The 26,163-nt window shown below is 38.8% G+C and carries 27 protein-coding genes; 11 read left to right on the top strand and 16 right to left on the bottom strand.

The features are described 5' to 3' along the window. Nucleotides 1-258: 258 nt before the first annotated feature. The 3 genes from PR683_RS04865 to PR683_RS04875 all read right to left on the bottom strand — a co-directional run bounded on the left by PR683_RS04865 (nt 259) and on the right by PR683_RS04875 (nt 2,276). Nucleotides 259-558: a DUF333 domain-containing protein gene (locus tag PR683_RS04865; protein WP_004911219.1), complete on the bottom strand. Its 300-nt coding sequence runs from the start codon at nt 556-558 to the stop codon at nt 259-261. 47 nt (nt 559-605) lie between these two features. Then, nucleotides 606-938, bottom strand: coding sequence for an SMR family transporter (locus PR683_RS04870; RefSeq protein ID WP_004911220.1), 333 nt, complete (start codon nt 936-938; stop codon nt 606-608). Nucleotides 939-1,076: 138 nt separating this feature from the next. Continuing rightward, a complete protein-coding gene (locus PR683_RS04875; protein ID WP_109913261.1) occupies nt 1,077-2,276 on the bottom strand; it encodes a sugar transporter in 1,200 nt (399 codons plus the stop codon). Between the two features lie 369 nt (nt 2,277-2,645). Here PR683_RS04875 and PR683_RS04880 point away from each other — a divergent pair, with 369 nt between their 5' ends. After that, nucleotides 2,646-2,867, top strand: a complete 222-nt coding sequence (locus PR683_RS04880; protein ID WP_102138673.1) for a DUF2594 family protein — start codon at nt 2,646-2,648, stop codon at nt 2,865-2,867. A 176-nt stretch (nt 2,868-3,043) separates the two neighbouring features. Here PR683_RS04880 and PR683_RS04885 read toward each other — a convergent pair whose 3' ends face one another. From PR683_RS04885 to PR683_RS04915, 7 genes are all read right to left on the bottom strand, one after another. After that, complete coding sequence (locus PR683_RS04885) at nt 3,044-3,322, bottom strand: hypothetical protein (RefSeq protein WP_004911225.1); 279 nt, start codon at nt 3,320-3,322, stop codon at nt 3,044-3,046. A 198-nt stretch (nt 3,323-3,520) separates the two neighbouring features. Then, nucleotides 3,521-4,903, bottom strand: coding sequence for an alanine/glycine:cation symporter family protein (locus tag PR683_RS04890; protein WP_272513442.1), 1,383 nt, complete (start codon nt 4,901-4,903; stop codon nt 3,521-3,523). 345 nt (nt 4,904-5,248) lie between these two features. Continuing rightward, a complete protein-coding gene (gene htpX, locus PR683_RS04895; RefSeq protein ID WP_004911228.1) occupies nt 5,249-6,130 on the bottom strand; it encodes a protease HtpX in 882 nt (293 codons plus the stop codon). A gap of 418 nt (nt 6,131-6,548) precedes the next feature. Beyond that, complete coding sequence (locus PR683_RS04900; RefSeq protein ID WP_198634846.1) at nt 6,549-7,196, bottom strand: cell envelope biogenesis protein TolA; 648 nt, start codon at nt 7,194-7,196, stop codon at nt 6,549-6,551. A 285-nt stretch (nt 7,197-7,481) separates the two neighbouring features. Beyond that, on the bottom strand, nt 7,482-9,524 hold the full coding sequence (gene prc / locus PR683_RS04905; RefSeq protein ID WP_004911231.1) for a carboxy terminal-processing peptidase: 2,043 nt from the start codon (nt 9,522-9,524) through the stop codon (nt 7,482-7,484). A 19-nt stretch (nt 9,525-9,543) separates the two neighbouring features. Continuing rightward, nucleotides 9,544-10,233, bottom strand: coding sequence for an RNA chaperone ProQ (gene proQ / locus PR683_RS04910; RefSeq protein ID WP_004911233.1), 690 nt, complete (start codon nt 10,231-10,233; stop codon nt 9,544-9,546). A 110-nt stretch (nt 10,234-10,343) separates the two neighbouring features. Further along, the gene (locus tag PR683_RS04915) at nt 10,344-10,826 is read right to left on the bottom strand and encodes a GAF domain-containing protein (protein WP_004911236.1); all 483 of its coding nucleotides are present in this window, start codon (nt 10,824-10,826) and stop codon (nt 10,344-10,346) included. 132 nt (nt 10,827-10,958) lie between these two features. Here PR683_RS04915 and yebS point away from each other — a divergent pair, with 132 nt between their 5' ends. From yebS to PR683_RS04930, 3 genes are all read left to right on the top strand, one after another. Then, nucleotides 10,959-12,185: a membrane integrity lipid transport subunit YebS gene (gene yebS / locus PR683_RS04920; RefSeq protein ID WP_110731968.1), complete on the top strand. Its 1,227-nt coding sequence runs from the start codon at nt 10,959-10,961 to the stop codon at nt 12,183-12,185. Next, nucleotides 12,160-14,499 (top strand): PqiB family protein, encoded by a 2,340-nt coding sequence (locus tag PR683_RS04925; RefSeq protein ID WP_110731969.1) that lies wholly within the window; start codon nt 12,160-12,162, stop codon nt 14,497-14,499. The genes yebS and PR683_RS04925 overlap by 26 nt, the downstream gene beginning before the upstream one ends. Nucleotides 14,500-14,646: 147 nt before the next feature. Then, on the top strand, nt 14,647-14,880 hold the full coding sequence (locus tag PR683_RS04930; protein ID WP_004253902.1) for a DUF1480 family protein: 234 nt from the start codon (nt 14,647-14,649) through the stop codon (nt 14,878-14,880). 421 nt (nt 14,881-15,301) lie between these two features. On the opposite strand, the gene PR683_RS04935 is transcribed toward PR683_RS04930, so the two are convergent. From PR683_RS04935 to ftnA, 4 genes are all read right to left on the bottom strand, one after another. Then, nucleotides 15,302-15,649, bottom strand: coding sequence for a YebY family protein (locus tag PR683_RS04935; RefSeq protein ID WP_042851603.1), 348 nt, complete (start codon nt 15,647-15,649; stop codon nt 15,302-15,304). A 64-nt stretch (nt 15,650-15,713) separates the two neighbouring features. Then, nucleotides 15,714-16,610, bottom strand: coding sequence for a copper homeostasis membrane protein CopD (gene copD / locus PR683_RS04940; RefSeq protein ID WP_123381904.1), 897 nt, complete (start codon nt 16,608-16,610; stop codon nt 15,714-15,716). A 1-nt stretch (nt 16,611) separates the two neighbouring features. Further along, nucleotides 16,612-16,998 carry a copper homeostasis periplasmic binding protein CopC gene (copC, locus tag PR683_RS04945; protein ID WP_109912503.1) on the bottom strand — a complete coding sequence of 129 codons (387 nt, stop codon included), beginning with the start codon at nt 16,996-16,998 and terminating at the stop codon, nt 16,612-16,614. 238 nt (nt 16,999-17,236) lie between these two features. Next, on the bottom strand, nt 17,237-17,740 hold the full coding sequence (gene ftnA, locus PR683_RS04950; protein ID WP_004911254.1) for a non-heme ferritin: 504 nt from the start codon (nt 17,738-17,740) through the stop codon (nt 17,237-17,239). Between the two features lie 298 nt (nt 17,741-18,038). On the opposite strand from ftnA, the gene PR683_RS04955 reads away from it, so the two are divergent. Further along, a complete protein-coding gene (locus PR683_RS04955; protein ID WP_004253885.1) occupies nt 18,039-18,269 on the top strand; it encodes a DNA polymerase III subunit theta in 231 nt (76 codons plus the stop codon). A 76-nt stretch (nt 18,270-18,345) separates the two neighbouring features. Here the strand turns inward: PR683_RS04955 and yebF are convergent, their stop codons facing one another. Next, a complete protein-coding gene (yebF, locus tag PR683_RS04960; protein ID WP_115167167.1) occupies nt 18,346-18,711 on the bottom strand; it encodes a protein YebF in 366 nt (121 codons plus the stop codon). 180 nt (nt 18,712-18,891) lie between these two features. Continuing rightward, a complete protein-coding gene (locus PR683_RS04965; RefSeq protein WP_004911263.1) occupies nt 18,892-19,071 on the bottom strand; it encodes a YoaH family protein in 180 nt (59 codons plus the stop codon). Between the two features lie 124 nt (nt 19,072-19,195). On the opposite strand from PR683_RS04965, the gene pabB reads away from it, so the two are divergent. The 6 genes from pabB (at nt 19,196) to PR683_RS04995 (ending at nt 26,146) form a co-directional block, all read left to right on the top strand. Next, a complete protein-coding gene (gene pabB, locus PR683_RS04970; RefSeq protein ID WP_109912501.1) occupies nt 19,196-20,566 on the top strand; it encodes an aminodeoxychorismate synthase component 1 in 1,371 nt (456 codons plus the stop codon). Beyond that, on the top strand, nt 20,559-21,119 hold the full coding sequence (locus tag PR683_RS04975) for a CoA pyrophosphatase (protein ID WP_109912500.1): 561 nt from the start codon (nt 20,559-20,561) through the stop codon (nt 21,117-21,119). Before pabB ends, PR683_RS04975 begins: the two co-directional genes overlap by 8 nt. A gap of 280 nt (nt 21,120-21,399) precedes the next feature. After that, the gene (locus PR683_RS04980; protein ID WP_004911271.1) at nt 21,400-22,764 is read left to right on the top strand and encodes an L-serine ammonia-lyase; all 1,365 of its coding nucleotides are present in this window, start codon (nt 21,400-21,402) and stop codon (nt 22,762-22,764) included. A gap of 665 nt (nt 22,765-23,429) precedes the next feature. Further along, complete coding sequence (manX, locus tag PR683_RS04985; RefSeq protein ID WP_204163271.1) at nt 23,430-24,398, top strand: PTS mannose transporter subunit IIAB; 969 nt, start codon at nt 23,430-23,432, stop codon at nt 24,396-24,398. A gap of 80 nt (nt 24,399-24,478) precedes the next feature. Continuing rightward, entirely contained in the window at nt 24,479-25,282 is an 804-nt protein-coding gene (locus PR683_RS04990) for a PTS mannose/fructose/sorbose transporter subunit IIC (RefSeq protein ID WP_004253851.1), read from the top strand. Nucleotides 25,283-25,294: 12 nt separating this feature from the next. Next, entirely contained in the window at nt 25,295-26,146 is an 852-nt protein-coding gene (locus PR683_RS04995; RefSeq protein ID WP_102138691.1) for a PTS mannose transporter subunit IID, read from the top strand. Nucleotides 26,147-26,163: the final 17 nt, after the last annotated feature.

The following is a 26,163-nucleotide window of genomic DNA, read 5'->3' on the forward strand; positions in this document are numbered from 1 at the left end:
CTTTATATGTGCTTTTATAATTATCTAAAATATTCTTTGTTATTTAATATTAGTAATATCATCGTTAAATATCAATAATTAAAATAAGCACTTAAATAGATGCTCGTAATTAGACGACTTAAGAATAAGAAATGAAAATACAACTCAATAAATGAAAAGATAAATATTAAAACAAAACTAATTTAAATGAATACATATAGTTAATTAACCTCATATTAATGATTAATAAAAGGTTAATTAACTTCATAAAAAGAAGAGTTATATACAAGCACCCGATTGTATAATGTCAACAGCACAACGTTTACCATTCGCAAATTGGCATACAGCTGTTTGTGACCCATTTAATTCTAATGTGAGCGCTGGTAACCCACCCGCTGAAACACAGGCCTCTTGTGCCCCAGGGCCTAAATTGACCACTTGTTGGGCATATTGACTCGCAGAATGTTCCACAGAGTTATCTATGTTTGAGCTACCACACGCAGATAGCATGACAGATATAGCCCCAGTGAGTAACATTGTTAGTACTGGTTTAAAAAATTGATTAACCCTATGCCTCATTTTCCTGCTTCTCCAAAGATGCTGCCTGAACATTCTGCAATAACCGCTTAGTGCCCGCCGCTTTTTGAATATAGATTGATGACTAAGACACCAATAATAATTAATAGCATACCAATAATTGCAGGTAAATCGAGTTTTTGGTTGTAAATAAAAATTGCAGCGACAGAAACCAATACAATCCCTAAACCTGACCAAATTGCATAAGCAATACCCAATGGCATGATTTTTACTACCTGCGAAAGCCCCCAAAAAGAGACTGCATAACCGATAATAACAATCAACGATGGCCAAAAACGACTAAAACCATCAGACGCCTTCAGTGTTGTCGTTGCAATGACTTCGGCAATAATAGACATTAATAAAAAACCCAGCCCCTTCATTATATTTCCTTGTTATTAGAATTAGTTATGATAAAACTTATCACTTTTTTGATTATTTACTCAGATAACGATAAAAAGCTCTGTTTATCATTAAAATAACACAGAGCTTTCATCTCGACTTCATGATGAGAATGCGAGTTAGTGATTTGCGGCAACGTCTACTCTATCGTTAAGAGACTCACTATAGCGCTTGAATAAATAGACACACAAAATGAATGCTATGACACCAATCGCACCGCCAATATAACCAATCTGGGTCATTCCCATATGAACAATAACTTGATTGCCTAACAGTGCGCCAGCACCAATGCCAATGTTAAAAATTCCAGAGAAAATTGACATAGCCAAGTCGGTGGCATCTGGAGATAAATCAATGACCTTAACTTGCATTCCTAAACCAATACACATCATGGCCATTCCCCAGAACACTGATAACATAATCAACGACCAAACATCTCTACCTAATGGCATCAATAATAATAAGCAAATCGTCATAAATGCGATTGCTGCAGGTAAAAATGATAATGAAAATTTGCTGCTGTAGCGACTAAATATTACACTTCCAACAATACCCGCTCCACCAAAAATCAGTAGTAGTAAAGTGGCAAAGTTTTGGCTTTGTAAGGCAACTTCGCGAACAAAAGGTTCAATATAACTGTAAGCCGTAAAATGCGCAGTAACTGCCAAAACGGTTAACGCAAACATTCCAACGAGTGCTGGCCGGTGGAATAGCATCGGCACACTTTTTAACGAGCCTGAATGTTCACTTGGTAAGCGTGGTAAAAAGCGAATCAACACAACCATAGTGAACAATGCTATAACACCAATACCTAAAAATGTCGCTCGCCAACCTAAGAATTGCCCAACTACACGGCCAAGAGGAAGACCTAATACTGTTGCCAATGCCGTTCCCGTCGCTAATAACCCAAGTGCTTGAGCTTTTTTACCCGCAGGAGCAACCCGAATAGCTAAAGATGCCGTAATTGACCAAAAGACTGCGTGAGATAAAGCGACACCAATACGCCCTGCTATTAAAATATCAAAACTCCACGCAAACCCTGAAATGATGTGACTAACAATAAAGATAACAAATAAGAAAGCTAATAATTTGCGACGCTCTATTTTACTGGTTAATAGCATCAAAGGTAACGACATCAAAGCCACAACCCACGCGTAGATTGTTATCATTAATCCAGTATGTGCGACCGTCATGTCAAAGCTTTTTGCAATATCACTGAGTAATGCAACAGGCACAAACTCTGTTGTGTTAAAAACAAATGCAGCAACTGCTAATGCTATTACACGGATCCAAGCTGTTTTTCTAGAAACTTGCGTCATATTTCTCTTAGCCTTCACTTTCCCACAAATAATAGATGCCAACGGCTTAACCGTATGTAAAAAATGCTGCGAAAGGATATTGGTATTTAGTACAGGATTGAGTCGTTACTGAGCAATCTATATTGCTAACAACACTTTTTTGTGAATTGTATCACAATTTTTCATTACTCATAAAGGTTCCCTTGATCTATTGGCAAGAAAAATATCATGCCTACTTATTTTTATTTCCCCAACTATACCATTTAACTATTTGTTTAAATTTAAGCCACTTACCTGAATATTTATTACATTCAGTTATCTGAAAACACATCGCATTACTTTCTATGCTACAATCTCACTATTATTTTTTATGCTCAAAGGACCGCTTTAATGAAAAACCATTTTCCAACTGAACCTAACGTTAATACTTTAGCGGATGAAGTGACTTGTCTTAAAAATTTACTGACACATATGCTAAAAGCTATCGGCCAAGCGGATGCAGGTAAAATCTTAATTAAGATGCAGCGCGAAATTGCACAAATGGAAGACGAAAAGCAAGCAGAAACCTACAAAAATACGTTAGAACAGATAAAAACAGGGTATCGCCAATAGATTATTTAGCGATAAATGCTATTTTAAGGATATACCTACTGTTAAGTGGTTTAAACTGCACAAATAACTAAGTTTTAATCGTGAAAATCATCTATCTTTATTCATGAATTAAACCATTCTTTATTCATTTAGCTCCCCCTTCAGAACCCTATGAAGGGGGCTTTTTTTTCTACAGCTTATGTATTATTGCGTTTATAAATATCTTGGCAATGCTGAATGTATTCATCAACTGTTGTATCGTCGGTTTGCTTATCCCAACTTTTTTGCTCTTCAAAAGCCCACACTTGAAACGTTTGTCCAAAGTTAGCCCCTGACATACCAACTTGCTTATACACCCGATGGTAAAAACCTTGCTCAGAACGATAGATCTCAAATTTAAACGGAACTAACCTAGCGGGGTTTGTCGTTGTCAAAAAATCATTACCAAATAATAACGTTTTCTCAAGAATATCCATTCTATCCCCTTGTTTAATTTATAAAATACGTATGGTTTACACGATCTATTATAAGCATAGCGCATTTAAGGCAATTCCGTGATTTTACCTATAAAAATATATGATTTACATACTATCCATAGAGAAGATTGATGAATAACGGGAGATATTGACGAAATAATAAGCTTCACTATTAAAATGAAGCTTATTATCGCTGGTTTATGATTTGTTGTCGTAGAACTGTTTTGCCATATCAATGCTGTCTGCATTCACATCTTTTATATGGTCACGTGTTAACCGATAAACAACGGGGCTTAACAGCAACAAGGCAATCAAATTAGGGATCGCCATCATGGCATTTAATGTATCTGCCAATAACCAAACAAAATCAAGTGATTGTGTTGCACCGATAGGTAAAGCAATCAACCATAACACTCTATATGGCTTTATCGCACGCAACCCAAATAAATATTGCACACATTTTTCGCCATAAAAACTCCAACCCAGAATAGTGGTAAATGCAAATATGGCTAATGCGATAGCAACAATATAATTTCCACCTGGTATTGCCGTTTGGAATGATGATGCGGTTAATGTCGCTCCTGTTTCACTAGTCAACCACCCACCAGTTATAATGATAGTTAACCCCGTGACAGAACACACAATGATAGTATCAATAAATGTCCCTAACATCGCAATAAGTCCTTGGCGAATAGGGTTTTGTGTTTTTGCAGCGGCATGGGCGATAGGTGCACTACCCAAACCAGCTTCATTGGAAAATACGCCTCGTGCAACCCCAAAACGGATTGCAGCCCATACTGCCGCCCCCGCAAACCCACCTTGGGCAGCAACTGGGTTAAAGGCCGAAGTAACAACCAGTGAAAGTGCCGCAGGGATCTCAGTAAAATAAATGCCAAGTACAATGACACCCGCACCAAAATAGGCAACGGTCATAAATGGGACAAGTTTTCCTGCAACATCAGAGATACGTTGCAGCCCACCAATCAACACCGCACCAACTAATAAAACTAAAACCCCGGCGGTCAACCATTTATGCACACCAAAGTTACTTTCTAGTACATCTGCCACTGAGTTCGCTTGTACTGTATTTCCGATACCAAAACTGGCACATGCACCAAAAAAGGCAAACAATGTTCCCAACCAAATCCATTTAGGGCCTAAGCCATTTTTAATGTAGTACATTGGCCCACCAATATACTGGCCATATTTATCCACTTCACGAAAACGAACAGCTAACACAGCCTCAGAGTATTTTGTTGCCATTCCTACCAATGCCGTCATCCACATCCAAAATAATGCGCCAGGCCCGCCCATGACAACTGCCGTCGCAACCCCGGCAATATTCCCCGTACCGATAGTTGCTGATAACGCTGTCATTAATGCATTAAAAGGTGATATTTGCCCCTCACCGCGTGATTCGTTCTTTTGAAATAATAACTTAAAACCTGTTCCAATTTTTCTTATCGGTAAAAATGCGAGCCGGATTTGCATATATATACCAACGCCTAAGATCCCAATAAGCATTGGTACTCCCCATACCACCCCATTTAGTTCACTTAACCACGTAGTTATCAAATCCATCCTACCCCCAATTAACTCGTATTAATTAACAAAGCAATCAAATTAATAACAATTTCTTATCAATTTAATAAAGATTAAAAGTGGCATAAAAGCGAATTAAATTTCAATAATTCATCATTTAAAGTAGAAGATTGTGAGTAAGCTCACTTGTGGTTTATCGATTACAGTTATTAATACAATTAATTGCGAATCGAAATTAAGATTGAGTTTGTTAGATACGAATGAGTATTTTGAGGGAATATATTTTACATATTGTATCAATAAAAATGCCCAGTAATTAAACTATTACTGGGCAGATGCTAAAATTATTGTCTGTATAAAGCTAACTTAGACTCATTATCTCGGCTACTTTAAATATTCACCTGAGCGCAATGCTTCAATACGTTTGTCTAATGGCGGGTGTGATAAAAATAACTCACTAAATGCTTTACCACGACCATTAATACAAAACGCCATCAAACGGCCTTCTTCTTGTGGCTCATAGCTCGTTTTTAACCGTTGCAAAGCAGCTATCATCTTTTCACGACCAACTAATTTCGCCGAACCAGCATCCGCATGGAACTCACGATAACGAGAGAACCACATAGTGATGATGCTCGCCAAAATACCGAATACGATTTCAAGCACCATAGAAACCGCGAAATAAACCATTGGGTTACCATTGCTACTCTCACTTTCGTTATCACTGTTGGACATAAAACCTGCCGCAACCTGTGCAATTATACGCGAAATAAAGATAACGAACGTATTCACGACACCTTGTAATAAAGTCATCGTCACCATGTCGCCATTGGCAATATGGCTAATTTCATGAGCAATAACCGCTTCCGCTTCATCACGGCTCATATTTTCTAATAACCCAGTACTCACCGCGACAAGTGAAGCATCTCGACGGGCACCTGTTGCGAACGCGTTGATATCTGGCGCATGATAGATAGCCACTTGTGGCATTTGAATGCCAACTTGTTGTGCTTGGCGCTCAACGGTTGAGACTAACCATTGTTCCGTTTGGTTACGTGGAGTTTCGATAACTTCGCCACCGACTGATTTCAGCGCCATCCATTTAGACATTAATAGTGATATGAAAGCACCACCAAAGCCAAATAGACCAGCCATGATCATCAGACCTTGAACACTACTACCACGGATCCCAGTTAAGCTTAGGATTATCCCAAACACAAACATAACCGCTAAGTTCGTGAGTAAGAATAAAGCAATTCTCATCATTTTTTATGTATTCCTTGGTAAAAACAAATATACGTAGAATTTACTTTATAAATAAGGTTTTTTCACACTTTTTCAAGTGCATTAACGCGAAAACCCTAAAAAATAACATAACTTTACATAGCTATGCTAAAAACTCATTATCATAATCTAAATAAATTATAACTTCTTACGATAAAAATTTAACCATTTGTTTTTAAAGGTTCATTTAATAACCATTTAAATTTAAAGTTAATTTTAATTGAAACGATAAAGCTGTTTGGTCAATCACCAAAAGCAATTTAGTGTATTTATCTATCTTATCACTCATTTTGTTCACCAAATGAATGAATATTCATTTTTACTTTCATTCTATTAAAAAATAATGCCACATTAAGTGGCACTATTTTGTTCTATCTCGATCTGTTGTTTTGTTCTAAGGCTAATTAGTTTTTTCTTTAGTCGATTTTGTTACTTTATCTTTTGCTGTTTTAGCCGATTCTTTATCTTTGGCTTTAGACGCTTTTTCTTTTACTGCTTTGGCCGACTCTTTATCTGCGGCTTTAGGCGCTTTTTCTTTTACTGCTTTGGCCGACTCTTTATCTGCGGCTTTAGACGCTTTTTCTTTTACTGCTTTAGCTGACTCTTTATCTTTGGCTTTAGGCGCTTTTTCTTTCACCTCTTTAACTTCTTTATCCGCTGTTTTAGAGGCCTTTTCTTTTACTGTTTTAGCAGTACCAGATGCTTTGTCACTGGCCTTGTTGGCTTTATCAGAAGCTGTTTTGCCGGCTTTATCACTCGTACTTTTTATTGAATCAGATACAGACGGTTTACTTGGTTGCTTGGCAACACCTGCACCAATCACAGCACCAGCGGCTTTCGCTTTGCTGTTGATATCATTTTTTAGTTCAATAGTACACACTTGCTCTGAGCGACTCGTAGAACCATCATTACAAATAAATTTACCACCTTCACAACGATCAATTCCCCCTTTACTTCCAGAACAAGGGTAGTTTCTTGCATTCGCTGTGTTAATAGATGCAACCATCATTACACTCACTGCTATTAATCCTACAAATAATTTACGCATGGTATTGCCTCGTTGCTAAGGAATCTATACCAAAAGTTTAGGATAAATTAAGTAAAGGTAAAGAAACCTATAGTTAATTATTAATTTCAGTCAGTCATTTTAAAAAATAAAGTAAACACAGCATAAAACTGCATCTATCTAGGGGATACTTGCTAAAAAAATTCAAATTAACAATACGTTATTGTTCAGTTTCTGTTTTGCTGTATGTATTTAGATTGTATTGAAAAGACACAAAAATTAAGCCAGCTTAATGCTGGCTTAACCCGACAAATAATAAGAGGGATATTATTTATTATTTGATAATAGCTTAGTGTGCTGATTCGCTAAGTCGATCGCCATTTTCACCGTTTCATCAAGGTATGGGTCTGGTCCTTCATAATCTTTTGGCAGATCATCAATTGATTTCAATAGCGGCTTGCCTTCCCGAGTATTACGTTCGTTTATACGTTTCAGTTTTGTCGCTTCAATTTCAGAATCTTCTTTTTGACGTTCAGCATAGTTGAGTGAAATAAGATTCTTACTTTCTTTGTTTACTTTATAGCGTGCAATGTCTTCATCAATATAATTGAATTCAGGGTCTTTGCTAATACGCGCCAAATGCTGCGTTTTTATTAACGATAAATCAGAAGAAACATCACCAACAGGCGTGTATTTTGCCGGTGGAATGCTATCCCATGGCAATGCGTTGTCCTCGAAACTTTCACCCGTTTCTGCGGGATCTTGGCCTGTTGGCATGACTACATCAGGGGTGACCCCTTCACGCTGTGTACTACCACCATTAACCCGATAAAACTTCTGAATAGTATACTGAACAGAACCTAAGGAAGGCCATTCTGGCTTCAGCATTTGGTCGTAAACACGACTCAAACTACGGTGTTGCTGAACTGTTCCCTTACCAAATGTCGGCTCACCAACAATCATCGCCCTACCATAATCTTGCATTGCCGCAGCAAAAATCTCAGATGCAGATGCACTAAAACGGTCAACTAAAACAACGAGAGGACCTTTATAGTAAATAACGTCGTCGTCATCGATATCTTGGCGAACTTGGCCATTGTTATCACGAACTTGGACAATCGGCCCTTGTGGAATGAACAAACCAGATAAAGAGACTGCTTCAGTTAATGCTCCGCCACCATTACCACGTAAATCAATAATCAATGCGGAAACATTATCTTTTGCCATGTTTTGCAATTGAGTTTTAACATCATTCGTTAAACCAACATAAAAACCTGGAATATCCAAAACAGCAATTTTATCTTTACCTTGCTGTTTTATTGTCAGCTTGACAGCTCGGTCTTCTAGCCGGATCTGCTCCCGAACTATGGTGACTATATGAGGTTTCGCCCCTTTAGTATCAGAAACGACTTCCAACCGAACTTTACTTCCTTTCGGGCCTTTAATTAAAGCAACCACATCATCAAGCCGCCAGCCAACCACATCAACAATAGGTTTACCCGTTTGGCCTACACCGATAATTTTATCGCCGACTTTTAGCTCTTTGCTTTTAGCTGCTGGGCCCCCAGCAACCAATGAGTTGATAACCGTATTTTCATCATCTTGCTGTAAGACCGCACCAATTCCTTCTAATGATAAACTCATTTCTGAATTGAATTGTTCAGTATTACGAGGCGATAGATAACTTGTGTGTGGATCGATTTCACGAGCAAAAGAGTTAACTATCAATTGAAAAACATCTTCACTTTGCGCTTGCGTTAAACGTCGCAACGCAAAATTATAACGTTTCGTCAATTTTTCTTTGATTTCTTTATCATCTTTGCCTGATAGTTTTAAATTCAACCAGTCATAACGGACTTTTTGGTCCCATAGACGATCAAGTTCTTGCTTATCTTTAGGCCACGGTGCTTTAGAACGGTCAACTTCAATGGAGTCTGTCGCATTTAAATCGATAGGTTGCTCTAAACGAGCCAACGCATATTTAAAACGCTCGAAACGTCTTTCCTGAGACAGATTATACAGGTCATAGAACGTATCTAATTTGCCATCCTCAAGCCACTGACCTGCTTTGCCCTTATCTTTGGCATATTGGTCAATATCGGATTGAAGTAAAACATTATGGCCGAAATCTAACATATTAAGATAACGATCAAATATTTTCTCAGAAAACGCACTGTCTAAATCAAATTGGCGGTAATGTGAACGAGTGAACCGAGATGTCACTCTCTCACTCACCGTACCGTGCTGTGCACTCTGCTTTAAGACTGGTAACTGAGCCGCAGTGACCGGAGTCACTGCTTGAGTATTAGCTATTGCACTGCCAAAAGTCGCTAGGCTGACCACCAGTGCAATTTTAAGAAGTTTGTTCATGACCTGATTGACCTCCGTATCAGAACTTTAAATGTTCCGCGCGTACAATCATTGCCAGCCCTGTTGGCAATTGAACCCTAACACCATCTTTCGCAATTTCTAAAACAGAGGCGTCCATCACACTGGTACCGACTTTGACTTTCAAAGTTTGACCAATTTGGAGTGTGTTGATGTCAGTCACTGATTTCAGATTTTGCTCTGGTGCAGGTGTATTACGGCGAGGGGCTTTAGCTGATGTATTTTGCGAGCGTTCTTTATTGTCTGTTGGACGGCGGCGAGGCGCTTTTTGTTTAGTTGCGTCTTGTGTACGTGGTGTTTTATCACCCGTTTTTTGTGCAACTGGACGTTTTTGCGCTTTTTGTTCAGCACGCTGTGCTTGAACGCGAGCTTTCGCCTCGGCTAATTGTTGGCGCGCATGTGCAATATGTTCTGCATCTAATTCACCACAATCTTCACCGTTTAGGTCAACTCGTTTAGCGCCCTCTTTAACACCGTAGAGATAACGCCAGCTAGAAGTGTACATGCGTAATGCAGAACGCAATTGCGTTTTGCTAATACCATCTTCTTCTTTTAAGCACCCTACGATATCTTGAAAAATTCCGACTTTTAACGGACGTGCTTCGCCTTCAGCGATAAAACAGCGAGGAAAACGCTCTGCTAGAAATGCGATAACTTCTTTACTACTATTCAACTTAGGTTGATTTTCCATGAAATTTCCTGATAACAACGATTTTGCCAACCTCACGGGCATGAACAAGCCGACATTATAATCGTGTTGCTGACAATTGCCACGTTACTATTAATTTAACTGACCATTATTTAGTGATATTTAGGCATAGAACACATTGCCAGGTGTTGACACAACTGGTTTACAAGGTGCTGTAGCCCTTTTTCGTCTTCATGGTCGAATTGGCTAATATTTGGGCTATCTATATCTAAAACCCCGATAATTTGCCCATTAACTACCAAAGGAAAGACAATTTCAGCGTTACTTGCTGCATCACAGGCAATATGACCTGGGAATGCATGAACATCTTCGATACGCTGAACTTGGTTATTGCTAAACGCTGTTCCACACACGCCTTTACCAAAAGGGATCCGAACACACGCAACTTTACCTTGGAAAGGACCCAGTACTAATTCTTGCCCATTACTGAGATAAAAACCAGCCCAGTTAACCCCTTCTAAACAGTCATATAATAATGCACTGGTATTTGCTAAGGTTGCAATTAAATCATATTCCCCTGCAAGTAGCGCAGAGAGATTGTCTGAAAGTTCGTGATAATACTTCTTTTTATCCATAATTATTTCTTGTAATAATCAAGTAATTAATCAAATATTTGTAAGCGTAGCCCTAAGGTTACCAATTTGTCACTTTGAGGTAAATTTTTTTACACTAGATTACATCGAGGTAACCAACTAAAATGAGTCAATATGAACCACATTAATCACACTGATTTGCTTTTTCAACGTTGTAATCATTGCGATCAGAAGTTACTAACTCCTCGATTCAACATACGGCAAGTTGTTGTTTGCCCTCGCTGTTTTAGTCAACTTAATGATGGGCGTTCTTGGTCACTCAACCGTTTATCAATACTGGCTATCACTTTATTGATGCTTGCCCCTATTGCATTTTGGCAACCACTCATTTCTATTCACTTATTAGGAAGCCAAATCAATGCAAATGTCATTGAAGGTATTCGCTTAATTAATCAACAAGGGGATCCATTTACGGCCAGTATAGTGGCTTTTTGTGCTATTGCAGCCCCATTAATATTACCCATTTTGATTTTATTGTTATCTATTGGTCAGTATATCAATTTGAATCTCCGGCCTATTCTTTTAGTATTAAGTCACATTAAAGAATGGGTTATGTTAGATGTTTACCTTATCGCGCTAGGCATTGCTGCGATTAAAATGCAAGATTATGCGAGTGTTTTCATTGGACATGGTTTAATCGCTTTTATTACCATGTCTATTCTCAGTATATTAATCCTCATCCACATAAACTTAGATGAGCTATGGAACAAATTTTATCCCATTAATAATAAAAAAGTACAAGATAACTTACTGGTCTGTACAGCATGTCATTATTGCGGCCCTACAACTAGCAATGAAAAATGCCAACGCTGTCATCGCCCTCTTCACTATCGTGAACCGCATAGTTTACAAAAAACATGGGCCGCACTAATTGCTGCCATGGTGCTATTATTTCCTGCTAATTTAATGCCAATCTCTATTTTTTATCTCAATGGGCAACGTTTAGAGGACACTATTTATTCTGGAGTCGTTTCTTTAATTGATTCAGGTAATTGGCCAATTGCAATTATTGTATTCATCGCCAGTATATTGGTTCCCTTTATTAAGATTATTATTATGATATTGCTACTGTTTTCCATCCACTTCAAAAGCAATACTGACCCTATTTTACGTATGAAATTACTTAGGTTTGTTTCATGGATTGGTCGTTGGTCCATGCTAGATTTATTTGTCATTGCTTTGATGATGACACTCGTTAATCGCGATCAATTGATGTCTTTTACTATGGGGCCTGCCGCACTGTATTTTGGTACAGCCGTTATTTTAACAATTTTGGCTGTTGAGTGGTTAGATAGCCGTTTAATTTGGGATTCTTATGGAAAATCAAAACCCGCAAAGTGAACCCTCTGAAGAAATATCAGAAGCTCTATTACGTAAACGCAAACATATTTCGCCTTTCTGGTTTTTGCCTTTAGTCGCTATTTTCATTGCCGGTTGGCTTTTGTTTCAGCATTGGGTTGAACGAGGAACGGATATTACTATTGAGTTCACATCTGCACCCGGAGTAGTTGCCAACCGAACACCTATCCGCTACCAAGGTGTTGAAGTTGGTTTGGTGCAATCTGTTGCTATCAGTAAAAATATGAAAACCATTATTGTTACTGCTAGTGTGAATAAAGACATGCGTCCAGCCTTGAATTCAGGAACTAAATTTTGGTTAGTGACCCCCAAGGCATCATTAGCAGGCGTTTCTGGCCTTGATGCGTTAGTTGGTGGGAACTACATTGGTATGTTACCAAGCACGGGAACAGAGCAATTCTCTTTTGTTGCACAGGATACGCCACCGCAGCTAAACATAGATAAAGGTGAATTACTTATTCACCTTACTGCGCCAGATTTAGGTTCATTAAACGAAAACTCTCCGATTTATTACCGGAAAGTACCTGTTGGTTATATTTCAGACTATACCATTTTGCCAGATAACCAAGGTGTTTCCATTTCTGCTGTTATCAAAAAACCGTATGCTCACTTAGTACGTAAAGAGAGTCAGTTTTGGAATGTATCTGGGTTACAAGGTAGCTTCGACCTTAAATCTGGAGCCAGTGTAAAAATGGAAAGCCTTTCTGCTGTGATAAATGGCGCCATTGCTTTTGACTCACCACAAAGCAGTCCTCAAGCAGAAGAAGGACAACAATTTGTTCTGCAAGATAGTAAAAAAATAGCCAAAACTGCAGAACAAGACGGTAAAGACCCCCTCATGCTAACACTTTGGGCACATGACACTTATGGTGTCGATAAAGGCCAGCCCATTGTTTATAAAGGCATTCAAGTTGGTGAGGTGTTACAGCGTCACCTGGCAACTGAAAAAGTGAATTTTAGTATCTTAATCTATGATGAGTTCCAGCATCTTGTCCGTGAAGACAGTAAATTTGTTGCAAATAGCCGAGTGGATATCCAATTAGGCCTTAATGGATTACAATTCCAAGGCGCTACCCCCCAAGAATGGTTAGATGGCGGGATTCACCTGATAGCTGGACAAAGCCAAGATAAACTTCCCGAAACCTTTCCTTTATATCGTAGTGATGATAATGCAAAAGCGGGTATTTTAGGCGCTTTACCGCCTACAACTATCACCCTAAATACCACGACACTACCAGACATTCAGGCCGGTTCTATTGTTCTTTATCGCCAATTTGCAGTCGGCAAAATCATTGACATTAAACCAACTAAAGCTGGGTTTGCTATCAATGTAAATATTTCAAATGAATATCTTCATTTACTCACAGAAAATAGTGTATTTTGGGCTGAAGGCGGCGCCAAAGTTCAGCTTAATAGCAATGGTTTAACCGTTCAAGCTGCGCCTCTGAGCCGAGCGATTAGCGGTGCAATTAGCTTTGATAACCTAGATGGTGGCGTCGCCAATACTGCTCGACAACACACGCTTTACCCAAATGAAACATCTGCGAAGGCAATAGGAAGCATTATTACGCTAACCACGTTTGATGCATCAAAGCTTTCCGAAGGCATGCCAATCCGTTATTTAGGTATTAATATTGGTCAAATTGAATCATTAAAATTGTCATCTGACAAACGTGAAGTACAAGCAAAAGCAATTCTATACCCCGAATATGTCAGTACCTTTACCCGGTTAGGAAGTCGTTTCGCTGTGGTAACACCTGAATTATCCCCTGCGGGTTTAAATAATTTAGATAGCATATTGCAGCCTTATATCAGTGCTGAACCGGGACGTAACAGTAAAAGCCGTTATCAATTTGAATTACAAACTGCCAATATTACAGACTCGCGTTATCTAGACGGCTTAACTATTTACCTTGATGCTATTGATGTAGGCGCAATCCAAATTGGTACACCTATTTTGTTTAGGGGCCTAGAAGTCGGTGTTGTTACAGGTCTTTATTTGGGAGAGCTTTCCGATCGCGTATATGTTGCGACACGTATTGGCAAGGAATACCAATATCTTATTCGCAATAATACCGAGTTTTGGCAGTCTTCCGGTTTTAACTTTTCATTTGGTTTAACCGGTGGCGTTGCCAAAAGCGGGACTTTCAAGCAATTTGTACGTGGCGGTATTTCCCTTGCTACACCGCCGTCAGTGCCTCTAGCCCCACAAGCTAGGCCTGAACAGCATTTCATCCTAAAATTAGAGCCCCCTAAAGATTACGTGGACTGGGGAACATCTATCCCGAAAAAATAATCACTATTAGGGTGCATATTAACCATATATAGCACCCTTTCCTCACAAGCACCTTAAAAATTATTTTGGAAGTTAATTCCATTTATACTATGCTTAAATTCGTTGAGCTGATTATATATGGTTAAAATCGATGAATGAGGTGCTGTTATGTGTATTGTAAAATTGAAAATATCTTCCTATGAAATTAATGATGCGGTTATGGCTTCCCATAAAAGTGATACAGTAAGTATTCCATGTGATTCTGATACAGACTTTTGCATGCAACTTGATGGCTGGGACGAGCATACAAGTATTCCTGCCACTTTAGATGAAAAACCGGTTCTACTCTACCGTGATCGTTATGACAAAGAAAATCACCATTGGGTGATGAAACTTGCTTAATAGTTTTGTTAGTACTCTTAGGTTATTTACTAAGCATATAAATAGGTAGGAACCGATAAGCTGATATGAAATGAGAACTGACAAAATAATAGGCAAAAAAAGAGGCCTGGTAGATTCCGATTACCGGGCCTTGGGAAATGGCTCTGGCAGAGCCGTGCGCTAAAATTGCCATTGAGACGTTACAAAGTACACTCTAATACTAGCTTTCAATGCACGTTCTTACCATATTTATTATCAATATTTTTACATATTATTAACACAATTTATTTCTTAATTTTCTAAAATTGAACTATTTGTTTAATAGGTTATACCTATACATACAATCACTCAAACCTTTCAATTAATCAATGCATTGAATAATAACAATAATTTTTGTTTTCCATATCCCTTCTAGATTGAACATTTTAACTGAACGATAAATTTAATTGCTCGCACACAATTTTGCAGCAGCTTCTTTTATAGGTAATATTCTTTCCTCAACTGTTTTGGTGCTATCGGTAGGCTTAAGCAGCACATCAATAGGCTGTGCTTTAATTTCTTTTTTGATCATCAATTCAGTCGCTATGTCGTTTAATGGGTATTGCATTAGCGTGGCAGGGTTAATGACGACCAAAGCCCCATTATGACGGCACTCTAACATGACTTCCTCTCGAGTAAATGGCCAATCATCACCAAATTGTTTTTTACTCACGGATGTTAACGGTGCAGAAAAAGCAGTGCTCACGGTTCCACCCAATAACAGTGAGCAAATAATGAGTTTAAATTTCATGGTAGTGACCTTATTAAACATTGAAGATATCTTTACATATTATCAATTAAATATAAAAGTTTAGCTAGATTGGTTGGTAGCTTGCAAAAATTGCCACAGAAAGAATCGCCATCGTACCTAACAGTAACTCAACCCAACTGTTAATGATTAGGTAATTGACTCGCCCTTTTTGCTTAATAATAGGTACGATGTAATAACGATTGATAATCGCTAATAAAAGCATTCCTCCCACTAAAATGATCTTAAACCAAAGTAGTGATTGGTATTCTGACCCTGAATAATTTAATGGCCAGCCAGGTAAAAGTGTTATTGCACTAATGATCCCTGTAATGACCACCAGTACAACAGCGATATGGCCGAAGCGCGAAAAACGCATCATGGTATTCACAATTTGTTTGTCCATCCCTTCTGCCATTTCTTTTTTATTGCGCAAAAATTGGATGCAAATTAAAAATGGCCACAAACCGCCAAACCAATATGCAGAGCTAATGAGATGAATAAATTGATTAATACGATGGAATGTTCCGAGTAGGCCATCATGCATGGCCGCGTGCCCAATAAAGGCATGCAAACCAAGCAGGATCACTGAAAAAACTAATATTAGTTTCAATCGTAATTGAATTGATTTTATAAATAAGACCAATAGCAATAATACAGATGACAAAAGTTCCCAACGCCATACTTGGCCGAATGACGTCCCTAAAACCCCTTGCCATATCTGCCAATCAATACTATCTTCCCAACCATCACCCATCAGACCCGCTTGCGCAATCATCCAGCTGAAGGCTGTTAAGACAGTAACAATGGCACAAAAGAAAATGCCTTTATTCAAATAGCGGCTTAATAAATAATTAAATGAGCCGCGACTAAGTACCACTGCAAATATTGACATTCCACACATCAATATTACAGCGATAAAATGAATAAAGCGAATAAGGGTATAAAAAGCTTCTAGTGACATATTATTTCACTGTAAAGCTATACGTTCCTTTTGTTTTGTGTCCGTCGACAGAAACGACGCTCCAATTAACATCATATTTCCCAGCAATGAGCTTGTCTTCCACAGGAACGACCACTTTAGTGTCGTTACTCGGGTCTAACGTTGCTTTACCGGTTTTTACTATTTTATTTTCAGGCCCGATAATACTGACCTTAGTGAAATTAACTTCGATACCTTCAGAAAAGCTTAATGAGATTGACTCTGGCGCTTGCTCCACTGCCGTACCTTCAGCAGGAAGCTGGTCTTTTAAATGTGCATGGGCAAATGCTTGTTGGAAAGACATGCCTAAAAATAGAACGGCGACAGCGCTAAGTTTGCGCCATGAAGATTTAATAGGGTTAATTGGCATAGTAACCTCTTAATTTGCAGGTGAATTTAGAATAATTGCCAATCATTATACGGAAAACAAACCATTTTACCGCTTAAAAATGGGTTTTATCGGCCTATCCTGTGAGTTTTCACACAAAATGAAAAGAAAAAGACTTATGAACATTGAATTACAGAATTCATGCCCATAAGCCTAGAGAGGTCTTTATGCATCAAGTAGAGAGAAAAACTAGATTTCTATCTACTTACTGGTGTGTAGATTAGACATGCGTTGCCGCAGACAGGTTTTTCAAATCTTTATCTAACAAGAATAGTGCTTTACCAGACTCACCCACCATATCCAGTTTATCCAGTACTGATTTAAATAATTTCTCTTCTTCATGTTGCTCTGCAACATACCATTGTAAGAAATTAAATGTAGAATAATCTTGTGTTGTCATTGCTAAATGAGCCAATTTATTAATTTCACGAGTAATTAATTGCTCATGTTCATAAGTTTGGGTGAATACATCACTAATTGATTTGAAATCAACGGGCGGCGCAGCAATTTGCCCTAACAGTGGCAACGCCCCAGTGTCACTAAGATAATCAAATAAACGCTGCATATGTTCCATTTCTTCTTGTGAGTGTGCTTTTAAGAACGCTGCAGCGCCTTCATAGCCTTTATCACTACACCAAGCACTCATTTGCAAATAGAGATTTGCAGAATAAAACTCAAGATTTAATTGCTCGTTTAATTTTTTGACCATATCTGTAGTTAACATATTTAAGCCTTATCGGTTAATCATTCATGCGTATATTATGCACAGTATTACAATAATTAAAACCCTAAAACAATCTTAAAACAAAAAAATCCAATTTACTGATAATTAATAACTTTTGTTAAAAACAATAATAATCAATCTCATTATCTTTCCCTGTTTTTCTATTAATAGCTAAATATATAAATATATAAATAGATAAATTTAACTCTTATTTTTATTATTACAATTAATGTAATGAGATTTTTTCTCATTATCCAGTTACAATAATAAGGTATGAATTTAACCGTAGAGATCAAATATGAGTCACAACCTTGCTTTATTGCCTAAAGATGAAATGGATAAGGTCAATGTCGACCTTTTGGCTTCTGGTGTTGCATTTAAAGAACGCTATAACATTGCCATCATTGCTGAAGCTGTTGAGCGAGAACAACCTGAACACTTAAGGGAATACTTCAGAGAGCGATTAGTATACTACCGTCAGCTGTCACAAAATTTTGCTCGTATGCCTTATGAACCACGTAATCGCTAGGCTCACGGATACACAGAAAAAATGACACAAAAAAGGGATAACCTTAATGGTTATCCCTTGATATTCAATAAAAAATTTATTTAGTTGTATTATATGTCACGGTATTATTTTGGCAGTCTACCGCAACTGAATAATGCAAATCGGATTTTGCACCTCGAACAACCAGCGGTACGGTGTAACCTGTTTCAGTTTTAGTGACTTCACCATCATTGACCCAAGCAACCGCTTTTTTGCCTAAAGCCGCTTTTTCATCTGTCCAACGAGGCAAACGATTATGCATAAAGTCACTTTTCACCTGTGCTGCAATTTGCGGCTCAGTTAGCGTACCACAACTGACGAAAGGCGCAGCTTTACCTTCTTCATTATTTGCGCTTAACGCAAAAGAACTAAAAACCAGAGCACAAGCACCTAAAATTACAGCAATTTTTCGATTCGCTTCCATACCATCCTCCGATACCTATTACTAGGTAAAGATTTTTGATTAGTTTAGCGGCTTATTTCAGCCTACCAGATACCAGTTATCTTCTGGTTATTATCTAGTCTTCATTGATAAATAGAATGACTTAACTAATATTAATCTATCAGATTTATGCATGAATGTTAATAGTATGTTTATAGATTATTAATTTTCATCATCGAAACGAACGTGGATCTGTTCTTTACCTTGGTGCTTTTCTCTAATTTCATGAGCGACTATTGCAATCGCCTCACCACTACTCATACCTTCCGCCATCAATTGATGAATTTTTTCAACAGCTTCTTGCTGTTCTTCGTGATTAAGTGCTGGCATACCAGAAAACATGGTTTAAACCTCATGAATAAAAGACTAAAATCAATGATTAAGATTTTAACATTTCTTCGACTATTAAGATAAGAATATATGTTAACCTGTATTGATTCACTTGCGGAAATTTAAACTCATCATTATGGTTATCAAAAAAATCCAACTACCTTATAGCCCAAATGCAGCCATTGATTATTTTACCCCATTGGCACACCTGCCATGGGCGATGTTATTACATTCAGGTAATGCAAAACACTTACATAATCGCTTTGATATTATCGTTGCTGACCCGATTGCCACACTGACGACTTATCAGCTTAAAACAACTATTACAGAACAAAATCACGCCTCTCTCGTTTCTGAGTCAGACCCTTTTAAACTCCTTCAAGGATTGCTGGATAAATACCAACCAAAACGCCAGGAAGAGACCGAGTGTCCCTTCAACGGGGGGGCTCTCGGCCTTTGGAGTTACGATTTAGGGCGCCGCATTGAAAAATTACCTGAAATTTCGACCGCAGAACTACAATTTCCAGACATGGCAGTTGGCATCTACTTATGGGCTCTCATTGTTGATCATCATGATAAAACCACTACATTAATTAGTTATGATGATGCTGATGCCCGGTTAGCTTGGCTAAACAACCAAAAAAGGCCACGTAAAAATAAATTTCAATTAACCTCTGCATGGCAATCCAATATGTCAGAAGAGGCATATCATCATAATATTGCGCGCATCCATGAATATTTACGTAATGGTGATTGCTATCAAATCAATTTAGCGCAAAGATTTAAAGCCAAGTATAAAGGGGATGAATGGAATGCATTTTTAGCACTACTTGATCGCAATGGTGCTCCCTTCTCTTCTTTTATACGTCTTCCCGAAAATGCGGTTATCAGTATTTCACCTGAACGCTTTATCTTTTTGCAAGATGGAGATATTCAAACCCGCCCAATCAAAGGAACGCTTCCGCGCTTAGACAATGAACAAGATGACCTTGCTCAAGTAGCAAAATTGTCTAATTCAGTAAAAGATCGCGCAGAGAACTTAATGATTGTCGACTTGCTGCGTAATGATATTGGCCGCGTCGCCAAACCGGGTACGGTCAGTGTTCCTGAATTATTTGCTGTTGAAGCTTTCCCGGCAGTACATCATCTGGTTAGTACCGTCACGGCAAAGTTAGATAGCCAATACCGTGCAACTGATTTATTACGAGCGTGTTTTCCTGGTGGGTCAATAACCGGCGCACCGAAAGTCCGTGCAATGGAGATAATTGAAGAATTAGAACCCCATCGCCGACATGGCTATTGTGGAGCAATAGGCTATATTAGTTTCAATGGCAATATGGATAGCAATATTACTATTCGTACTTTACTGACATATAAAAAACAGGTTTATTGTTGGGCTGGCGGTGGTATTGTTGCCGATAGCCAAGCAGACAAAGAGTATCAAGAAACCTTTGATAAATTAAGCCTGATCTTACCTTTATTAGGAGCACTCAATAACGATGACTGAACTGAATAACTTTATCAATCGTTTTCAGTTTACTTTACCGGCTACCCGCCAATTTGAAGCTAAGGCGGGTAAATCGGCGGCTGTTCTTTTACCCATTATCAATAAACCAAACCCAACATTACTTCTCACCCAAAGGTCTCCTTTTTTACGCTCCCATGCAGGCCAAGTCGCCTTTCCTGGCGGGGCTAGTGACCCAGAGGATGGAACGCTTGTGAATACCGCTTTACGTGAAGCTTATGAAGAAGTCGCCATCCCACCGGAAAAAGTCACCGTACTGGGTCAGTTAAGCCCTTTACAAAGTTATGGTGGTTATGAAGTTACGCCAATCGTTGGGCTTGTACCAAATAATATTCAATATCAGGCTAACCCCAGTGAAGTCGCTGACATCTTTGAAGTTCCATTGTTTGATGCGCTTTCATTGCAACATCATAAATATGTCGATATTAAGCGTTCAGGACAGCATAACCGCATCTTTTTTTACTGGTATAAAGGCCATTTGGTTTGGGGATTAACCGCTTCGATTATTCACCAACTTGCCTTGCAGTTAGATTAACGGCTAACACAACTTTTCACCATACAATGCCACTATTGCAGTAAAATCTATTTAAGATGACAAGATATCGCGTCATATATGACAAAATTTACCTCTACCACATGTTGTTTTTTTAGCCACACCACAGACATTTTGTGCTATTTACAATCAATTACCCTTCAGCAACTACCTTATTTCAAAAAATACTTTAAACTTACTGGTTAACACTACTAAATAACAGTAAAGTAGCGTCTTTTAAAATAATGCACTACATTTTCATCTTTTTTTTAAGGAGTCCTGCGTGATAAGCGTTTTCGACATGTTTAAAGTGGGCATAGGCCCTTCAAGCTCTCATACCGTTGGTCCAATGAAAGCTGGGAAAGAATTTGTCGATGATTTAGTAAGCAAAAATTTATTACCTAACGTCACACGTATTTCAGTGGATGTTTATGGGTCATTATCGCTTACTGGAAAAGGGCACCATACTGATATCGCCATTATTATGGGGCTAGCAGGTAATTTGCCTGCCACTGTCGACATTGAATCCATCCCAACTTTTATCAAGAATGTAGAAGAAACAGAAAAGTTATCATTAGCAAATGGCCTTCAAGTCGTTGACTTCCCTAATGAGGGTGGCATGAATTTTCGTCAAGATAACCTGCCATTACATGAAAATGGCATGACCATTCATGCTTTTGCCGATAATGATGAAATTTACACCAAAACCTATTATTCCATTGGTGGTGGTTTCATTGTCGATGCAGAGCATTTTGGCGAATCAACGCTTGATAGCAAACCCGTCTCTTATCCATTTAATTCCGCGGAAGAGCTACTATTAAATTGCAAAAAATCCGGTCTTTCTATTTCTAGCTTAATGATGAAAAACGAGTTAGACCTTCATACCAAAGAAGAAATTGAAGCCTATTTTGCTGATGTATGGCATACCATGCAAGCCTGTATCGAGCGTGGTTTAAACACCGAAGGTGTTTTACCGGGCCCATTACGAGTACCTCGTCGTGCACCGGCACTTAACCGAATGGTGACCTCAACAAGTAAGCTATCTAATGACCCAATGAATGTGGTTGACCTGATCAATATGTATGCCTTAGCCGTGAATGAGGAAAATGCTGCAGGTGGTCGCGTTGTCACAGCCCCGACTAACGGTGCATGTGGTATCGTCCCTGCCGTATTAGCTTACTATAACCATTGTATAGAACCTGTAACGCCTGAGTTATATATGCGCTATTTCTTAGCTTCAGGCGCTATTGGTATTTTATACAAAATGAATGCGTCCATTTCAGGTGCTGAAGTTGGCTGCCAAGGTGAAGTCGGTGTGGCATGTTCGATGGCCGCGGCTGGCCTGGCCGAATTATTCGGTGGTAGCCCTGAGCAAGTGTGTATTGCTGCTGAAATCGGCATGGAGCACAATTTAGGTTTAACTTGTGACCCTGTCGCTGGCCAAGTTCAAGTTCCTTGCATTGAACGAAATGCAATCGCCTCTGTTAAAGCAGTGAATGCCACACGTATGGCTCTACGTCGAACAAGCGAACCACGAGTTTCACTTGATAAAGTCATTGAAACTATGTACGAAACAGGGAAAGACATGAATGCAAAATATCGTGAGACATCCCGAGGCGGGTTAGCCATCAAAGTACAATGTGACTAATTTTTAATCCTTAAGTACCCTTTTCTATTCTGTTATCACTTTAAACAGGATTTTGAGGGTGCTTTTTTAGCATGTATTAAAAAGTTTTTTCTATTTTTGCTATGCTTCTCTTCCCATATAGTCCAATTCAACTAATCAATTACCCACAGTTTTTTCATTGAATTAACTCAATTTTCTTATACTCAACAAACCACATCAAAACAAAATTCATACTATTTTGTGCTAAAGACTGTTTTGACATGACGGAGAGACAACCGTTCCCCATTGAAATTTGGTTGTTTTTCACTCTAAAAATCAATATTACACTATTTTTTTGGCTATTTTTGTTACCGATAACAAAATTATATACCAATAAATTATAAATATTTAGTATATTGATTTTTTCAAATAAAAATAAACAGCAACTAACTGCAATTTAATATCATTTTTTAGATGTATTCTTATTTTTCTGACGCGAAACAAGTTTTTAGGATAACACGAGATGATATGCTAATAATGTAATTGATACTAACAACACCATGAGTTAGCTCATGAATATTATGAGACGTTTGTAATTATTCAGCTAAAATTATCTTACAGGGGAAACTGATAAAAAGGAGTCTAACTTAAGTGTCCATTTTATCAACAGATGATATTTTGTTTTATCTATCTATGAGGGAAAAATAGTGAGTATAGCTATTATGATTGGTACACACGGAGTCGCTGCAGAGCAGCTTCTTCGAACAACCGAGATGTTAATAGGCGAACAAGAAAATGTGTCGTTTATTGATTTTATCCCTGGGGAAAACGCAGACACCCTATTTGATAAGTACACCCAAAAGCTAACTGATTTAGATACATCAAAGGGTGTCTTATTCCTTGTTGATACATGGGGAGGCAGTCCATTTAACGCCGCTAGTCGCATTGTTAATGAAAATAGTAATTATGACATTATCACAGGCGTGAATGTTCCAATGTTAGTTGAAACCTTTATGTGCCGTGATGATGATCCATCTATGAATGAGCTAATCACTGTCGCACTTGAAACAGGACGCGGGGGGGTTCGTTCATTTAAATTCAAAGAAGCTGAAGTAGAAGTAGAACCCGCTCCTGTAGCAGCCAGTACCCCTGCCCCAGCACCAGTGAAAGCTGGCCCTGGCGAACATATGGTGATCGCACTTGCCCGTGTGGATGACAGATTAATTCATGGACAAGTCGCAACACGCTGGACGAAAGAAACTCAAGTTAAACGCATTATTGTGGTCAGTGATGACGTGGCTAAAGACCAAGTTCGCTCAACATTGCTGAAACAAGTCGCACCACCAGGTGTCACCGCGCATGTTGTCGATGTGGCTAAATGTATTCGCGTTTATAACAACCCGAAATATGCCGGTGAGCGTGTTATGTTGCTTTTCACTAACCCAACTGATGTTAAACGTATCGTCGAAGAAGGCGTTGACGTGAAATCCGTGAATATTGGTGGCATGGCATACCATGATGGGAAAACCATGGTTACAAATGCCGTTTCTATCAACCAAGAAGACATTGATGCATTTAACTATTTGAACGACAAAAATATTGAACTTGAAGTCAGGAAAGTTTCATCAGATAGCAAAGTTTACATGATGGACTTGATTAATAAGCTCAAAAAATAATTTCTATCGCAATTTTTATATTGATTTTAATCCATTACTCAAAACAGATTTTAAAACTTTTGGTTACAGGAGATTAAACAATGGAACTTACCGTTGTTCAAATAGTAATGGTCTTTATCGTCGCGTGTATCGCGGGGATGGGATCAATCCTTGATGAATTCCAATTTCACCGTCCTCTCATTGCTTGTACACTTATAGGTATCGTTCTGGGAGATATGAAAACGGGTATCATCATCGGTGGTACATTAGAAATGATCGCACTTGGGTGGATGAATATCGGTGCTGCTGTTGCACCTGATGCCGCTTTAGCCTCGATTATTTCAACTATCCTCGTCATTGCCGGTGGTCAAAGTATTGGTGCAGGTATTGCCATTGCCATCCCACTTGCAGCAGCCGGTCAAGTATTAACCATTATCGTTCGTACTGTGACAGTTGCATTCCAACATGCTGCCGATAAAGCCGCCCTCAATGGCAATTTAACGGCTATTGGCTTTATTCATATATCTGCATTACTACTGCAAGCGATGCGTATCGCAATACCCGCGTTGATTGTTGCCATTTCGGTTGGTACATCAGAAGTACAACAAATGTTGGATTCTATCCCACAAGTTGTTACTGATGGTCTTAATATTGCGGGTGGTATGATTGTCGTTGTCGGTTATGCGATGGTCATCAATATGATGCGCGCAGGCTACTTAATGCCATTCTTCTACTTAGGTTTTGTTACCGCGGCATTTACTGACTTCAACCTAGTTGCACTTGGGGTAATCGGTACTGTGATGGCTATTTTATATATCCAACTCAGTCCAAAATACAATAAATCACAAACTGTTGTTACCCAAGGAAATAGTAGCAATAACAACCTTGATAATGAGCTAGACTAGGAGGAACGTATAATGGTAGATATCACAAAACCGACAGCTAAAAAGCTTACACAAAGCGATATTCGCGGCGTATTCTTACGGTCTAACCTATTGCAAGGTTCTTGGAACTTTGAACGTATGCAAGCCCTAGGCTTCTGCTATTCAATGGTTCCGGTTATTCGTCGTCTTTATCCAGAAAATAATGATGATAGGAAACAAGCAATTAAACGCCATCTTGAGTTCTTCAATACCCATCCATATGTTGCAGCGCCTGTTCTGGGTGTCACAATGGCAATGGAAGAGCAACGTGCCAATGGTGCAGACATTGATGACGGTGCAATAAATGGTATCAAAGTCGGTCTAATGGGGCCATTAGCCGGTGTTGGTGACCCCATTTTCTGGGGAACTGTTCGCCCTGTATTTGCGGCTCTCGGTGCCGGTATCGCAATGACAGGTAGCTTACTTGGCCCTCTACTGTTCTTTGTTTTGTTTAACCTTGTACGTTTATTAACCCTTTACTATGGTGTTTCATATGGCTACAAAAAAGGGATTGATATTGTTCAAGATATTGGTGGCGGTTTCCTACAAAAGCTCACCGAAGGAGCATCCATTCTCGGTTTGTTTGTCATGGGGGCATTAGTAAACAAATGGACACATGTCAATATCCCACTTGAAGTTTCACGGATCAAAAACCCAACAACGGGCACTGAAGATATTACCACGGTCCAAATGATCCTTGATCAACTCATGCCAGGCTTAGTCCCGCTATTGCTAACCTTCGCCTGCATGTGGCTGTTGCGTCGTAAAGTCAACGCGTTGTGGATTATTATCGGCTTCTTTGGCTTGGGTATCCTTGGTGCTTGGCTGAACTTCTTGGCGCCATAATTTTCCATCATTATTTG

The organism is Providencia sp. PROV269, assembly GCF_028477785.1.
GTDB classification, from domain to species: Bacteria; Pseudomonadota; Gammaproteobacteria; order Enterobacterales; family Enterobacteriaceae; genus Providencia; species Providencia rettgeri.

Bases quoted from the DNA above. Each gene is read 5' to 3' on its own strand.
- pabB (WP_109912501.1), top strand. From the start codon at position 19,196: ATGGTTATCAAAAAAATCCAACTACCTTATAGCCCAAATGCAGCCATT.
- PR683_RS04870 (WP_004911220.1), bottom strand. From the start codon at position 938: ATGAAGGGGCTGGGTTTTTTATTAATGTCTATTATTGCCGAAGTCATT.
- prc (WP_004911231.1), bottom strand. From the start codon at position 9,524: ATGAACAAACTTCTTAAAATTGCACTGGTGGTCAGCCTAGCGACTTTT.
- PR683_RS04900 (WP_198634846.1), bottom strand. From the start codon at position 7,196: ATGCGTAAATTATTTGTAGGATTAATAGCAGTGAGTGTAATGATGGTT.
- PR683_RS04880 (WP_102138673.1), top strand. From the start codon at position 2,646: ATGAAAAACCATTTTCCAACTGAACCTAACGTTAATACTTTAGCGGAT.
- PR683_RS04885 (WP_004911225.1), bottom strand. From the start codon at position 3,322: ATGGATATTCTTGAGAAAACGTTATTATTTGGTAATGATTTTTTGACA.
- PR683_RS04955 (WP_004253885.1), top strand. From the start codon at position 18,039: ATGAGTCACAACCTTGCTTTATTGCCTAAAGATGAAATGGATAAGGTC.
- ftnA (WP_004911254.1), bottom strand. From the start codon at position 17,740: ATGTTAACTACAGATATGGTCAAAAAATTAAACGAGCAATTAAATCTT.
- htpX (WP_004911228.1), bottom strand. From the start codon at position 6,130: ATGATGAGAATTGCTTTATTCTTACTCACGAACTTAGCGGTTATGTTT.
- proQ (WP_004911233.1), bottom strand. From the start codon at position 10,233: ATGGAAAATCAACCTAAGTTGAATAGTAGTAAAGAAGTTATCGCATTT.
- PR683_RS04915 (WP_004911236.1), bottom strand. From the start codon at position 10,826: ATGGATAAAAAGAAGTATTATCACGAACTTTCAGACAATCTCTCTGCG.
- PR683_RS04875 (WP_109913261.1), bottom strand. From the start codon at position 2,276: ATGACGCAAGTTTCTAGAAAAACAGCTTGGATCCGTGTAATAGCATTA.
- PR683_RS04995 (WP_102138691.1), top strand. From the start codon at position 25,295: ATGGTAGATATCACAAAACCGACAGCTAAAAAGCTTACACAAAGCGAT.
- yebF (WP_115167167.1), bottom strand. From the start codon at position 18,711: ATGGAAGCGAATCGAAAAATTGCTGTAATTTTAGGTGCTTGTGCTCTG.
- PR683_RS04865 (WP_004911219.1), bottom strand. From the start codon at position 558: ATGAGGCATAGGGTTAATCAATTTTTTAAACCAGTACTAACAATGTTA.
- PR683_RS04925 (WP_110731969.1), top strand. From the start codon at position 12,160: ATGGAAAATCAAAACCCGCAAAGTGAACCCTCTGAAGAAATATCAGAA.
- PR683_RS04890 (WP_272513442.1), bottom strand. From the start codon at position 4,903: ATGGATTTGATAACTACGTGGTTAAGTGAACTAAATGGGGTGGTATGG.
- PR683_RS04930 (WP_004253902.1), top strand. From the start codon at position 14,647: ATGTGTATTGTAAAATTGAAAATATCTTCCTATGAAATTAATGATGCG.
- copC (WP_109912503.1), bottom strand. From the start codon at position 16,998: ATGCCAATTAACCCTATTAAATCTTCATGGCGCAAACTTAGCGCTGTC.
- yebS (WP_110731968.1), top strand. From the start codon at position 10,959: ATGAACCACATTAATCACACTGATTTGCTTTTTCAACGTTGTAATCAT.
- PR683_RS04965 (WP_004911263.1), bottom strand. From the start codon at position 19,071: ATGTTTTCTGGTATGCCAGCACTTAATCACGAAGAACAGCAAGAAGCT.
- copD (WP_123381904.1), bottom strand. From the start codon at position 16,610: ATGTCACTAGAAGCTTTTTATACCCTTATTCGCTTTATTCATTTTATC.
- PR683_RS04990 (WP_004253851.1), top strand. From the start codon at position 24,479: ATGGAACTTACCGTTGTTCAAATAGTAATGGTCTTTATCGTCGCGTGT.
- PR683_RS04935 (WP_042851603.1), bottom strand. From the start codon at position 15,649: ATGAAATTTAAACTCATTATTTGCTCACTGTTATTGGGTGGAACCGTG.
- PR683_RS04975 (WP_109912500.1), top strand. From the start codon at position 20,559: ATGACTGAACTGAATAACTTTATCAATCGTTTTCAGTTTACTTTACCG.